This window comes from Mobiluncus mulieris (genome assembly GCF_014204735.1).
GTDB classification, from domain to species: Bacteria; Actinomycetota; Actinomycetes; order Actinomycetales; family Actinomycetaceae; genus Mobiluncus; species Mobiluncus mulieris.
The window spans coordinates 1,537,890-1,551,360 of sequence record NZ_JACHMA010000001.1 but is presented as its reverse complement, the minus strand read 5'-3'; the positions used below and the strand labels follow the sequence as shown (position 1 = coordinate 1,551,360).

8 protein-coding genes are annotated in these 13,471 nt (G+C 56.6%); 3 read left to right on the top strand and 5 right to left on the bottom strand.

The features are described 5' to 3' along the window. Positions 1–18: 18 nt before the first annotated feature. The gene (locus F4555_RS07025) at positions 19–1,641 is read right to left on the bottom strand and encodes an alanine/glycine:cation symporter family protein (protein WP_115325898.1); all 1,623 of its coding nucleotides are present in this window, start codon (positions 1,639–1,641) and stop codon (positions 19–21) included. A gap of 1,073 nt (positions 1,642–2,714) precedes the next feature. On the opposite strand from F4555_RS07025, the gene F4555_RS11260 reads away from it, so the two are divergent. After that, complete coding sequence (locus F4555_RS11260; protein WP_255312878.1) at positions 2,715–2,849, top strand: hypothetical protein; 135 nt, start codon at positions 2,715–2,717, stop codon at positions 2,847–2,849. 280 nt (positions 2,850–3,129) lie between these two features. Here the strand turns inward: F4555_RS11260 and F4555_RS07020 are convergent, their stop codons facing one another. Further along, entirely contained in the window at positions 3,130–5,448 is a 2,319-nt protein-coding gene (locus F4555_RS07020; RefSeq protein ID WP_147286474.1) for a cell wall-binding repeat-containing protein, read from the bottom strand. 701 nt (positions 5,449–6,149) lie between these two features. Between F4555_RS07020 and F4555_RS07015 the strand changes: the two genes are divergently transcribed. After that, positions 6,150–8,015 carry an ATP-binding protein gene (locus F4555_RS07015; protein ID WP_004016420.1) on the top strand — a complete coding sequence of 622 codons (1,866 nt, stop codon included), beginning with the start codon at positions 6,150–6,152 and terminating at the stop codon, positions 8,013–8,015. Between the two features lie 31 nt (positions 8,016–8,046). Here the strand turns inward: F4555_RS07015 and F4555_RS07010 are convergent, their stop codons facing one another. From F4555_RS07010 to F4555_RS07000, 3 genes are all read right to left on the bottom strand, one after another. Further along, entirely contained in the window at positions 8,047–9,336 is a 1,290-nt protein-coding gene (locus tag F4555_RS07010; RefSeq protein WP_004016421.1) for an ATP-binding protein, read from the bottom strand. A 457-nt stretch (positions 9,337–9,793) separates the two neighbouring features. Beyond that, positions 9,794–11,158, bottom strand: coding sequence for a PFL family protein (locus F4555_RS07005; RefSeq protein ID WP_004011854.1), 1,365 nt, complete (start codon positions 11,156–11,158; stop codon positions 9,794–9,796). A 113-nt stretch (positions 11,159–11,271) separates the two neighbouring features. Next, positions 11,272–11,544, bottom strand: coding sequence for an ACT domain-containing protein (locus F4555_RS07000; RefSeq protein WP_004011855.1), 273 nt, complete (start codon positions 11,542–11,544; stop codon positions 11,272–11,274). Between the two features lie 240 nt (positions 11,545–11,784). Between F4555_RS07000 and F4555_RS06995 the strand changes: the two genes are divergently transcribed. Beyond that, positions 11,785–13,434, top strand: a complete 1,650-nt coding sequence (locus F4555_RS06995; protein WP_115325900.1) for an L-lactate permease — start codon at positions 11,785–11,787, stop codon at positions 13,432–13,434. The last annotated feature ends 37 nt before the right edge of the window (positions 13,435–13,471 follow it).

Genomic DNA, 13,471 nt, shown 5'->3' with positions numbered 1-13,471 from the left:
TCGACACGCCCACCCCAGCTACCCGGCGGCTCGTAATTTCGGGTCGCGGCGCAGGTAATCCCGGGTTTCTCGCGCAATCAGCCCGGAGGCCAGTACCAGCCCAATCAGGTTCGGGATCGCCATCAGGGCATTGGAAATGTCGGCCAAAACCCAGGCGACCTCGATGGAAGAAATGCATCCCACGAACAACACCACTGCGAACACAATCCGATAGACCGCCACGGCTTTCAGCCCGGCCAGGCGTTCGATGCACCGCTCGCCGTAATACGCCCAACCCAGCACGGTGGAAAACGCGAAAAATACCAGGGAAATGGCGACTACCCAGTGGCCTTGGGTACCCGGGAATCCGATGGTAAAGGCCTGGGCGGTTAGGGGGGCGCCGTCAAAACCATGCCCGTTGGGTCCGGACAACTTCCAGGCTCCGGTTACCACAATCACCAGCGCGGTCATGGAAACCACGATAATCGTGTCGATGAATGTTTGGGTCATGGATACCAGGCCTTGGCGCACGGGCTGGCGGGTGCGGGCGGCGGCGGCGGCAATCGCGGCGGATCCCATCCCGGATTCGTTTGAGAAAATCCCGCGTGCCACCCCGTATTGCAGGGTCACTATGAAAGCGCTGCCTACAAAGCCGCCGGTTGCGGCGGTGCCGGAAAACGCGTCGCGTACAATCAGAGCCAGCGCGCCGGGAATCGCGGCCGCGTTCAATCCCAGCACAATCAAGGATGCGCCGACATAAATGATAATCATAATTGGTACGAAAGCGGCGGTGACGCGACCGATTGACTTCACCCCGCCCAACAAAACTACGCCGGCCAGCACCGACAGGAACAACCCGGTCAACACCGGGTGGATGCCAAACGAGTGATTCAACTGGGTGGCCAGGGAGTTTGCTTGGGTCAGGTTCCCGGTTCCCAGCGAGGCCACAATCATGAAAATCGCGAAAGCCAGCGCCAAAACCTTGCCGAGCCGCCGGTTTTTGGTGACGTATTGCAGGTAGTGCTGCGGCCCGCCGTTCATCTCGCCGTTGGCGTCTTTCTTGCGGAAACGCACCGCCAGGAAGGCCTCGGAATACTTTGAGGCCATGCCGACCAGCCCGGTGACCCACATCCAGAACACGGCACCCGGCCCGCCCAGGTGGATTGCGGTGGCCACCCCGGCGATATTGCCCACGCCCACGGTCGCGGCCAGCGCGGTGGTCAGGGCCTGGTAGTGCGAAATGTCACCTTCGATGGTGTTGACGATGGGGATGCCGCTGGTGGCGGTGAGGGCGGGGATTTCCCCGGTGGCGGTGGGGGAGTAGTCGAGTTCATGAGGCGCGGGTCGGGTCGTCGGCGTTTTGGTAGCGTCCGTTTCATGAGGTGCCTGCCCGGATTCCGGGCTGACTGCCGTACTGGCGCCATCTTGCGGGTCTGCTTCGTCCCGGCGGACAAAGGCCAGGTGCAAGGCTGGCAGTAGTTTGCGGAACTGGATGCCGCCCAGGCGCACGGTCAGCCACAGTCCGCAGCCCAGCAGCAGGGGAATCAGGACGAACGGCCCCCATAAAACCGCGTCGATTCCCTTGATAATCCCCAGGAAATCAAAGTTTCCCCAGATTCGGCAAAAATCGAAGCCTTGGTTTGTTTTCGTAAGTGTTTCCATAAGTTTTTATCCAGCCTTAGACGTTTTTGCCCAGTTTAATTTATCTTTCCCGGATTTAGAGAATCGCGGCGCCCAATCGGGTCGTTACCGGAGCTGTTACCGGAGCTGGTGGCAGAAATTCGGGGGTATTTGTGGTGGAGGCTCGATATATTTGAGCCTCACCCCCATTTTCCCGGTATTTCTGCCACCCTCCCCAGAATGCTGGTGAAAAATCCAGGAAAAACCGGGTACACCAGGTGCGAAAATCGCCCCCTACCGTCAAAATCTCCTGAATTTGTTACGCGGGGTAAAGGTCTTCATGATCGCAGTTTTAAGATCCCGTTCCCATTTTAAGTATGGTATATATTGTTTGACTATAGTAAATAGTGTATAATGCTTGTACGTTAGTTTTATCTAGGGTTATTGGTTGAACCATGCTTTAAGGCAGGTTTGGTTTCGGCCTGTGGTGGGGTTTGCCGCCGTGGAATCACGACGGGCGCTATCCTATGCCGGTGCTCACCGAGGAAATCTTAAGGTTTATTTGCTACGGGAAAAGAGATTCAAAAACTAAACGTGTCAGCGGTGGTCATATCCAAGATGCTTTGAAGAATGGCGGTGGGAAGAAGTTCCACACGGAGTTTCCTGCCGACTGGACTGTGGAAACTGTGTGCGAGGTCTTTTTATCATGTGATACAAACCAATCCAGCAATCAACGGAACCAACCTAAGGTTCAACGGAACGTATCTCGGGGTGCATATCAAGAGTGAATATGATTTTGGTGACTTCGTCAGTGTTGGCAAAGAAATCCATTTGTATCTGGTGGAAGAGCCAGGAGTACGAGCCTGGAAGAACGGGAAACCGTGCAAAGTCAGTCAAAAGCGACAAAAATAAGGTAGGATGAAACCATGTGGGAAGACTGGGATGAAACCAAATTTGACGACCCGGCGGGGGATGAGTCTCTCGGGGGCGTTTGCCATGTTTCATCATAAATCAGGCTCCCGAGTCGAGGTTTTTTTGTTCTGGATGACTATACCTACGCCGAGTGGGATGATTCTCTGGTCTGTTCGCTGATGCGCGAGGTTTTCAACCATGATGTGACTCTTACCCCCGCGCTTTTGGGCGAGATTCGCGACTTTGCCACGCAAAACCCCAGCGATGACTCTGATGTCACCTTGCGAATGCTCGATGAGTACAACAAAAAACGTCACCGTGTCGCTGTTTCCATATAATGCGCACGCTTATGCTGAGTCCTTCACTAGAGCCGCACTGACCGAGGTTGTTGATGTTCTGCGGTTTTGCCGCCCCTTATACCGTGGTGGGTTTCGTTCCGGGTTCATGAGGTGCCATCCGGGATGCCGGGCTATATTGCCTTGATACCCGGCCTGAAAACGGGGTTCGGGGCGTGCGGTCAAGTGAATGCGGGCCGTTTGCGCGGGAAAAGGTTTTGGTCTGGGTACCCCGCACCCAGACCAAAACCATTCCTATTCAGTTATTTTCGCCAGCCAAGCCCTAGTTACTCGGTTTTGGTGATTTGCACTGCGCACCATCTGCGTTGCAGTTTATGGCACCATTCACATGGCATCCCTTAGGCAGATTCCATAACTCAGCTTTCAACTTGTTGTCCTGCAGGTTGAGGTATTGGAGGTTTTGGAGTTGGCTGATTTCTTTGGGAATGCTGGTCAACTTGTTGTCCTCCAGGTAGAGGTATTGGAGGTTTTTGAGTTGGCTGATTTCTGTGGGAATGCTGGTCAACTTGTTGTCCCCCAGGCTGAGGTGTTGGAGGTTTTGGAGTTGGAGGATTTCTGTGGGAAAACTGGTCAACTGGTTTCTCCACAGGTTGAGGGTTTGGAGGTTTTGGAGTTGTCTGATTTCTTTGGGGATGCTGGTCAACTTGTTGCCCGCCAGGTCGAGGGATGTGAGGTTTTGGAGTTGGCCGATTTCTTTGGGAATGCTGGTCAACTTGTTGTCCCTAAGGACGAGGTGTTGGAGGTTTTGGAGTTGGAGGATTTCTGTGGGAAAACTGGTCAACTGGTTTCTCCACAGGTTGAGGGTTTGGAGGTTTTGGAGTTGTCTGATTTCTTTGGGAATGCTGGTCAACTGGTTTTTCCACAGGTAGAGGTGTTGGAGGTTTTGGAGTTGGCTGATTTCTTTGGGAAAACTGGTCAACTGGTTTTTCCACAGGTAGAGGGTTTGGAGGTTTTTGAGTTGGCTGATTTCTGTGGGAATGCTGGTCAACTTGTTGTCCCCCAGGCTGAGGTGTTGGAGGTTTTGGAGTTGGAGGATTTCTTTGGGAAAACTGGTCAACTGGTTTTCTCCCAGGTTGAGGGCTTGGAGGTTTTGGAGTTGGAGGATTTCTGTGGGAATGCTGGTCAACTGGTTGCCCCCCAGGTTGAGGGTGTGGAGGTTTTGGAGTTGGCCGATTTCTTTGGGGAGGCTGGTCAACTGGTTTTCTCCCAGGTTGAGGGCTTGGAGGTTTTGGAGTTGGCCGATTTCTTTGGGAAGACTTTTTATCGAAGCGTCAAGAAATGACAAGTCGTGAGCGTTTACGAAAACTTTTACGCCATCGATATTTTCAATAATTCCCCTACAGGATATAGCTTCAACTGTATCGAATTTGTTGTTCAAATCATCAAAAGACAACCACCATTCCCCGGCCTCTGTTTTTTTCTCGCTGTACAAACATTTTCGTAGCCCGGAGTTGGTGGGAACAGTTACTGGCTCCTCTGTATTGCCAGGAGCTGGAGAACTGCTCGGGCTGGGTGTGGGGCTAGTGCTGGGGGTGGGTGTGGGGGTAGTGGTTTCGGTTGGTTTTGGCGCCGGGGTGGAACCGCCACCCGAGCTGCCGCCGCTGCCGGAGGAGCTGCTGCCGCCGCTGAATCCGCTGTATCCGCCGCTAGAGCCGCTGCTACTGGTGGAGGGCTTGTCTTTGTCTTTCTTGTCTTTGTTTTTGTCTGGGGTTGGGGTGGTCTCGCCGCTGATTTGTTTCACGGCCTCGGGGGATACCGCCCCGGTGCCGCCGATAATAGTGGTGGCGGTGAGTGACTTGTTAGCGTCGAGCCAGGCTTTGGTTGTCGAGGGTAGAGCCTGGGGTTGGGTCAAGAGTATCGGCGTGCCGTTCAAGCCCGCTGCTGCCGAGGCCGCCAAAGCGTCGGGGAAGTCCACGCCGGTAGCAATATAGGCACCTTTAGGGGCGGGGAAGAATTTAGCGGCAATCTGGGCAGCGGTATCAAACCTGTCCTTACCCGCAATACTCGCGTGCTGCACCCCAGCCTGACTCAAAGTCCGCTCCGCTGGTCCGCCAATCGCGGTCACGGAGGGCGCGGCTTGTATTAAAGTCAAAGTTTCGGGGGATAGGGGAGTGTCTGCCAAGAGGAAACCCGCCCCGGTATGGGCGGCGGCTGCCCCCGCAGCCAACGCGTCAGGGAAGTTTCTACCCGTAGCCACCAACAAGGGCAGCGCCTTCCCGCCGGACAAGGCGATAGTCTGCTGGGCAATCTTCAAGGATGTCTGGTAGCGGTTTACCCCGGCGATGCGTTCTGTGGTGATACCCAAACCGGTAATCTCTGTCTCTACGGCGGAAGACACGGCTCCAGTGCCGCCCAGAATAATAACCTTCTTAGTCTGCTTCGCGGATAACTTCGCTTTCACGCTCGCGGGGAGGCTGCCGGGTTGGGTGAGGATGACGGGGGCTTTCAACAGTTTTGCCAGCGGCGCGGCACCCAAAGCATCGGGATACGCATCCGCACGCGCCAAAATCACGGTGTTGCTCCAAGTAGTTTGGGAGTCCCAAATCTTCAAGGCCGTATCAATACGGTCAGAGCCAGCCACGCGGTTTACCTGTGTGGCAGCCAACACGACTGGGGATAAAGCCGAGGTTAGAGTGACAGTCAGTGCGCCAGCCGCGACAGAAGCTAACGCCTTACGGCCAAAACTGCGGGGGGGTATTCATAATCGAAATTTCCTTCCTGTGATAAAAAAACACCGAAACACGAGGAATCTACTGAAACATAAAATCCCTAAAACGCCACGATACCCTCCAAAAACAGTCCTGTCTACAAAATAAAAGTAAAGCTTTCCCAAAAACCCCGCCACCAGTATAAACACCCCAAAAATCCCCCGACTAAACTAGACCCTAGCCCCGGGTTCCACCGCAAAAACCATAGTCCACCCCAGGATTTCGTCAGGGATATTGACCACAACAATCCCCGCCTCACCCCGAATTCCATGCCTGGGACTCCACAGGCAAGCCTCATGGAGACTTAGCCCGCAAACCCCACGACCTGCCTGACCCGCAACCCCGGCACATCGTCCGCCACCCCAGATGGCACCTCATGACCCCCGGCGAGCCCGAGACATCCTGGCAGAAATGAGTAAAAAAATCGGGATTTTGACGGAATTTTCCCCGCAAAAACGAAATACTCACTGATTTTTGCCACGCCGCCGCCCAGCAAACCGCACAACAACAGCCATTATATAAAATACTGCATCCAGTGTAATAAAAATATTGCCTCTCCTGATATAATCGATATATGGCATATGTGCGGCGGGGGTTGGCGCGTTGTTTGAACGCCAGCCAGGTATTTCCGGTGACGATTTTGGAGGGGCGCCGGGCGGTGGGTAAAACCACTTTGACCAGGCGTTTGGAACGTGACTCGCCCGGTTATGCTTTCTATTCCTTGCTGCCCTCTGGCGGGAACTTGGCTGCGGCGCGCCGCAATCCGGTGGGGTGGTTGGAGTCGCTGCCGCAGCGTTGTGTTATTGACGAGGCGCAACAGCTAGAATACGTGACCCAGTATGTAAAAGACCTGGTGGATCGGCTGGATAGCAAGCGGCGGTTTATTTTGACTGGTTCCGCCACGGTTGGGCGGGAGCGTGCCGGATCGCCGGACTGGTTGACGGGACGCGCAAATCGGTTGGAACTGTTGCCTTTCAGTGCCTCGGAGCTTTCCGGGCGTGGGGTGGTAGAGGATTACTCGCTGGTGGATGCCTTGTTTAACGAGCATTGGGATGGCATCACGGTGGACAGTGAGGGGATGGACTCTTTGCTGGGGAGGCTGCGTCGGGGTGGAATGCCTAATCTGTGTTTGCCCGGCAGGGATGTGCCCATCGATTTGCGTGATATTAATCATGTGGTGGCCGCCGAGGTTGACTTGGCGTTGGGGCGTGATGTGCTGCCTGGACAAGTGTTTGACTCGGGGATTGCCCGGATGCTGCTCGATGCCTTGTTGCGTGCCCCGGGTGGCCTGTTGAACAGGCTGCGTTTGGCTGGCGAGTTGGGGATTGACCAGCGCACGGTCTCACGTTACCTAGAGGTGCTTTCGAGGCGTTTTTTGATTCATTTTCTGCCGAATTTGCGTGGCTCGGTGACGGGGTTGAATCGCCGCCAGCAAAAGGTTCATGCGGTGGATACGTCTAATGTGTGTGAGTCGGTGGCTCGCGCGGGTCACGATATTAGCCACGATATTTCTTTGATGGGTCAGGCTTTCGAGACTTGGGTTGTGAACCAGGTGCGTGCCGAGAATGGGTGGGCGCGTCGCCCCTGTCGCTTGGGTTATTGGCGTGAAACCAGCAATAATCGTGAATACGAGGTCGACTTGGTGTTGTTGGATGAACAAAACCGGGTGGTTGCTATCGAGGTCAAGCGTTCCTCGGAGCCTTCCCCGCGTGATTTTATTGGTATAAAGCGCCTGCGCGAGTCTTGCGTGAAACAGGGCTGGGTTTTCCATCGTGGTTTCGTGGTTTGCACCACGGCGCACTCCCGGCCTTACGGGGATAAGCTGTGGGCGATTCCCTACCAGGCGCTGGGCGAGTATCCCATCGCCCGCCGGGGGGGTTCCTTTGACGGTAAAGACGGCAGGGAGTCAGCCCCGGTGGCGAGCGTCAGTAGTCCGGTTGGTTCGGTTGACGTGGTGGTGTTCATGAGTTGCTTGCCGGAAGACGATGCGTATCTGCGGGGGGCGATTACTGCCTTGGGGCTCGAGGTTGCCCGCGCCTATCGATTCCAAACCGGTGAACACCTGGAGGTGTTGACGGATCGGGATGGCACCTCGTGGAAAGAAAACTGGAACCAAAGCGTCCGGCGTGCGGCGGGTGCTCAGGCGTTTCTGATAGCGGCGGTGACGCCCGGCTACCTGAAATCGGAGGTGTGCCGCTCGGAGCTGACTGCGTTTGCGTCCCGCCTTGAAACCGGCGGACACCAGGGTATTTTGCCGCTGATAATCCAGCCTCTGGGTGATAGCGTGCCCCCCAGTCCCGCGCGCGAGCTAGTGGAGCGCTACCGTTTCCGTGATGTGCCCGTCGCGGACGGGTGGTTTTCCCCGCAATCAGTGGAATTCCGCCGGATAGCGGCGGATATTGCCCAGCACATCCGCGCGGAGATAACAAAGCCGGACTAAGGGTTGCCACGCACTGTTCATGAGGTGCCATTTAGGGGGCGAGGGCGTTGCTGGGGATGACATAGACCCCATCGGGACGTTGGTAGGCATATTCTCCCAGTCCTACGATGATCGCCAGGAAGGCGGGCTCGCGAGTCTGTGTCAAGGGATTATCGGCGAGTTTTTGCTTTAGTCGCAACAGGTTAGCAGCGGCTTGGTCTAGCTTGTTTTGCCCGAGTTTTATCTCGATTCCTGCCCAGGAGCCGTCGGCTTGCTCGATAATGACATCAACCTCTAGTCCGGTGTCGTCCCGGTAGTAACGCAGCGGCTCGTCGGCAATGTCCGGTAAAGCGCGGGCGTAAACCAACAGGTCACGCACACAAAGGTTTTCGAAAACCAGGCCGAAAGTCTGGAAATCCCGTAACAAAGATTCTGGGTTCATCCCCAGCAACGCCACCGCCAGGGACGGATCCGTAAAATACCGTTTTTCCTTGATTTGAAAGCGTTTCGGGGAGCGTGCGGGCGGTGCCCAGCCGGGAATCTGTTCGATTAGATAGAAAGAATCCAACATGTCCACGTATTCACTGACCGTGCGGGGGGTGGGCTTTTCGGGGGTATCTTCTGGGCCGTACATGTCGTTGACTAGGGTTTTATACGTGGCTGACTGGCCAACATTGCGCGCCAAAGCCCGCAACAGTCGCGAGGCAACAGCGCCGCTGCGTCCCTGAGCTGGCACATTAATGGTGGTCACGGCCTTCAGGTAGTTTCGTGCCACTCGCAGCGCCTCGCGCGGGTTATTCCCGATATTACCCGGCCAACCACCCCGAACACAGCAAGCAGCCAGGTCGGCTGGGGAAACCTCGCTGCGACAGGGGGTGAAATTCCCGGCAAAAAGTCCACTAAGCGAAATGGCACCTAATGAATCCCCCGACTCAAACAGTGACATCGGTGACATACGCACCCGTCCGATTCGTCCCGCCCCGGAGTGACGAATCGTGCTGTAGTCGGGGGCGGAAGAACCCGTGAGAATCCACAAACCCCGCCGTTGCCCGGCATCGTCCACCGCGTGACGCACCGTATCCCAAATCTGGGGTGCAAGTTGCCATTCGTCGATAACGCGCGGATTTGCGCCGTCGAGCAGAATCTGGGGAGCATTCAAGGCAATGTCTAGACTGCCCGGTTCGTCAAGATAGGCGATGCTTTGCGCGTGACGGCGTGCCGTCCAGGTCTTCCCGCACCACTTCGCGCCCGTGATTTCGACCGCGCCGTAGAGGCGCAGACATTCCTCGATTTCGGAATCAACTATGCGCGGCAGGTACCCTTCGGGGGTGACGGTTTTCATGAGGTGCTTCCTTTGATTTTAGGGCATTTGTCGGTTCCAGAATACCAAAATCCGAGGATTTGAACAACCAAAATCCGAACTTTCCAACTGCAATTATCCAAGTTTTGTAACTGCAATTATCCGAACTTTTGAACAACCAAAATCCAAAAAGCGTACGGAAGAAACCACAAAAACGCGGGGTCGATTTGCGGTGGTTTCAGGAGCTGTGCCGCGCGGGGTTATTGGCGTGAAACCAGCAATAATCGTGAATACGAGGTCGACTTGGTGTTGTTGGATGAACAAAACCGGGTGGTTGCTATCATTGCGCCGGCTAGCGGCTATCGCCCAGCGCATCCGCGCGGAGATAGCAAAGCCGTAATGTCAACGGTTTCCTTGGTGGCAGAAATTCGGGGTTATTTGTGGTGGAGGCTCGATATATTTGAGCCTCACCCCCATTTTTCCCGGTATTTCTGCCACCCTAGTTCCTAAACGAATGCACCGGGGCGGGGATGCGCCCGCCGCGAGCCGCGAAAGCTTCGGAGGAAAACGGTGACACTGCCAAAATCGGCGCCCATCCCAGCAGTCCTCCGAAGTTGGCGGATTCACCCACACCCTTGCCGGGTACCGGGATGACCCGCACGGCAGTGGTCTTGCCCGCTGAAATCCCGATGGCGGCCTCGTCGGCAATCAGACCGGCAATCGAGGCGGCCGGGGTGTCGCCGGGAATCGCAATCATGTCCAGGCCGACGGAACAAATCGCCGTCATGGCCTCTAGCTTTGGTAAACTAATCGACCCGCGCTGCACCCCGTGAATCATATTAATATCCTCCGAAACCGGAATAAACGACCCGGACAAGCCCCCGACCAGGGAACACGCCATCAGCCCGCCCTTCTTGACCGCGTCATTCAACAATGACAACGCAGCGGTGGTGCCAGGTGCCCCCACGGATTCCACTCCCAGTTCTTCTAGGATGGCGGCTACGGAGTCTCCTATTTCTGCGGTGGGCGCCAGTGACAAATCGACTATCCCAAACGGCACGCCCAGGCGTTCGGCCACCGTGCGCCCCACTAGCTGCCCCATGCGGGTAATCTTGAAAGCTGACCGTTTGATTGCCTCCGCGCATTGCTCGAATGTCGCGCCGCGCACCTCGCGCAGGGCGCGTTCCACCACGCCGGGTCCGGAAATCCCGACGGACACTACCGTGTCGGGCTGGCTGACCCCGTGAAAGGCTCCGGCCATAAACGGGTTATCACCCACGGCATTGGCGAAAACCACCAGCTTGGCTGCCCCCAGGCCGTCGGCCGCAGCGGTCGCCTCGGCCGCCGCCCGCACAATTTCGCCCATGCGCGCCACCGCGCTCATGTTGATTCCCGCGCGGGTCGACCCGATATTCACCGAAGAACACACAATATCCGTGCTGGCCAGAGCCTCGGGGATGGAATCAATCAACGCCTGGTCGCTGCGGGTCGCTCCGGCTTCGACCAGCGCGGAATACCCGCCCACAAAGTCAACCCCGACTGCCTGGCCGGCTCGGTTCAGCGCCTGGGCAAACGGCAGGGGGTTGTCGGTTCGACAGGCGGCCGCGACCAGGGAAATCGGGGTCACAGAGATCCGTTTGTTGATGACCGGCACCCCGAATTCGGCGGCGACTTCGTCAGCCACCGCCACCAGCCGCGCGGCCGCCCCCACAATCCTTTCCTCGATACGCGCACACGCTCGCGCCACGTCGGAGTCCGCGCAGTCCAGCAGGGACAGCCCCATAGTGACGGTGCGCACATCCAGATTGTCCTCGGCAATCATCTGGATGGTTTCAAGAATCTGGTGTTCGGTGTCAATACTCATCGGTTTCTTTCGGTTTGGTGGGTGGTGGGTGCGGCGGGTTCATGAGGTGCCATCCGGCACGTCGGCTCAGCTCGCACGCGGGACTGGCAAAAATTCAGGGGGTGAAAACCGGTTCACAAACTGTGCATAGTGTTGAAAATGGCTTCGGCTTGTACCCGGATTTCCAGCCTTTCGGCTGTCTCCACAGATTTCATGGCGTCTTGCAAGGCCCGCAACGACACCACTTCCGGGTCGAATTCCAGGAGCATAATCATCGTGAAGTACTCGTCCATCAGGGTTTGCGAGACGTTTACGATGTTCACCCGTTGGCTGGCCAGGGTTTGGGATACCGCCGCGATGATTCCGGTGTGATCCAGACCGGTGACGGTCATAATTGCTTTTTTCATGTGACAATTATGCACTGTCAGCGGGATACCCCGTGTCGGGAGCCTCCGAAGCTAGAAATACGTCATATTATGCTTACGTAAACATCGTGGGTGGCACCTCATGAACCCCCGCGAAAACCCAGGTGAAACCGCTGCCTTTGGATTCTTACCGTATAGTAAACTGAATCCAGTTTAGGCAAACCAATTGGCGTTTTGTCGGGCGCAAACATTTCTACAATGAAGAGAAGGTGGTAGCAAAACATGGAACACCAACCGAGCCTAATCCCGCTGGGCAGCCTGTGGCTCTCAGCCCTGGTGGCCCTGTTGCCGTTAGTGGTGGTGTTTTTCCTGCTGGGCGTGCTGCGGATGAAGGCGCACTGGGCGGGGCTGATTGGAGTTTTGGCCTCACTGGGGGTCGCGGTTTTCGTGTTCCAAATGCCCACGCCGATGGCCTTGATGGCGGCTCTGGAAGGAGGCACCTTCGGGTTGTTTCCGATTACGTGGATTGTGCTGTGCGCGATTTTCCTGTTTGAGCTGACCGTGGCCTCGGGGCACCACGACGATTTGATGAAGGCGTTTAACGTGATTTCGCCCGACCCGCGTGTCCTGGGGGTGTTCATCGCCTTTGGGTTTTGCGCCCTGTTGGAGTCCCTGGCGGGTTTCGGGGCACCCGTGGCGATTTGCGGCGTGATGCTGGTGGCGGTGGGTTTCAAACCGTGGAAGGCCGCGCTGACCGTGCTGGTGGGCAACACTTTCGCGGTGCCTTACGGGGCGATGGCGACCCCGCTGTTGACCGGGGCAAACCTGACGAATATGCCGGCCGAGCAGCTGTCGTTTATTGTCAGTCGGCAAACCGGGCTGATGGCTTGGGTGGTGCCGCTGGTGCTGTTGGTCATCATGGACGGGTTTAAGGGGCTTAAGGAAGTGTGGCCGCTGGCCTTGGCGGTGGGTCTGGGGTATTCCGCCGCCGTGATGGGGGCGGCTGCCGTGTTTTCACCTGGATTGGTGAATATGGTGGCGGCCTTGGTCAGCCTTGCGGTCGGCGTGTTGGTGGTCAGAATCTGGAAACCGGATGGGGCCTCGGCGGCGGCGGTGCGCCTGACCGGCAAAGAAGCACCTCATGAACCCGAAAAAGTAAGCGGGGCGAAAACCCTCGCGGCACTTTATCCCTATGCGTTGATTGTCGTGGTTTTCGTCGTCACCCAGCTGGTGGCACCCATTAAAACCGCACTGGCCAGCACGGACATCAAGGTGCTGTGGCCGTTCTTGTGGCAGGACAACTATCGCAATATGGTGTTCAACTCTCTGGGCAGGACGGTGCCCTCTACGGTGTACAACTTCCAGTGGCTCAGTTCCCCGGGCACCTTGCTGTTCCTGACGGCGATTGTGATTGGACTGTCTTTCCGTATGAGTCCCGTGGCGATTGGGAAAGTGTTCGCCACCCAGGTTTATAAGCTGCGCTGGACGTTTTTGACGATTGCCTCGGTGTTGGCCTTGGCCTATGTGATGAACCTGTCGGGACAGACCGAGACAATTGGTAACTGGATTGCGGGCGCGGGGATTGTGTTCCCTTTCCTGTCGCCGGTTTTGGGGTGGCTGGGCACGGCGGTAACCGGATCGGGTACCTCTACCACCGCCTTGTTCTCGAATCTGCAATACACGGCCGGCTCCCAGATTGGGGTCAATCCGGCCTTGATGGTGGCCACCAACACGGTGGGCGGGGCGGTTGGCAAGATGATCAGCCCGCAAACCCTGGCGATTGCGACTGGCGGGGTGGATATGGTTGGCGAAGAATCCGTGTTGCTGCGTAAATCCCTGCCGTGGGCCGTGGGGCTGCTGGTGGTGTTGTGCTTGTTGGCGGGGCTGCAGGCTTTGCCGGTTTTGGGGTGGATGATTCCAAGTCTGGGATAGGGACGGCCGAGAGGACTAGTGACTTGTGATAAACAAC

Bases quoted from the DNA above. Each gene is read 5' to 3' on its own strand.
- F4555_RS07025 (WP_115325898.1), bottom strand. From the start codon at position 1,641: ATGGAAACACTTACGAAAACAAACCAAGGCTTCGATTTTTGCCGAATC.
- F4555_RS07015 (WP_004016420.1), top strand. From the start codon at position 6,150: ATGGCATATGTGCGGCGGGGGTTGGCGCGTTGTTTGAACGCCAGCCAG.
- F4555_RS07010 (WP_004016421.1), bottom strand. From the start codon at position 9,336: ATGAAAACCGTCACCCCCGAAGGGTACCTGCCGCGCATAGTTGATTCC.
- F4555_RS07005 (WP_004011854.1), bottom strand. From the start codon at position 11,158: ATGAGTATTGACACCGAACACCAGATTCTTGAAACCATCCAGATGATT.
- F4555_RS07000 (WP_004011855.1), bottom strand. From the start codon at position 11,544: ATGAAAAAAGCAATTATGACCGTCACCGGTCTGGATCACACCGGAATC.
- F4555_RS06995 (WP_115325900.1), top strand. From the start codon at position 11,785: ATGGAACACCAACCGAGCCTAATCCCGCTGGGCAGCCTGTGGCTCTCA.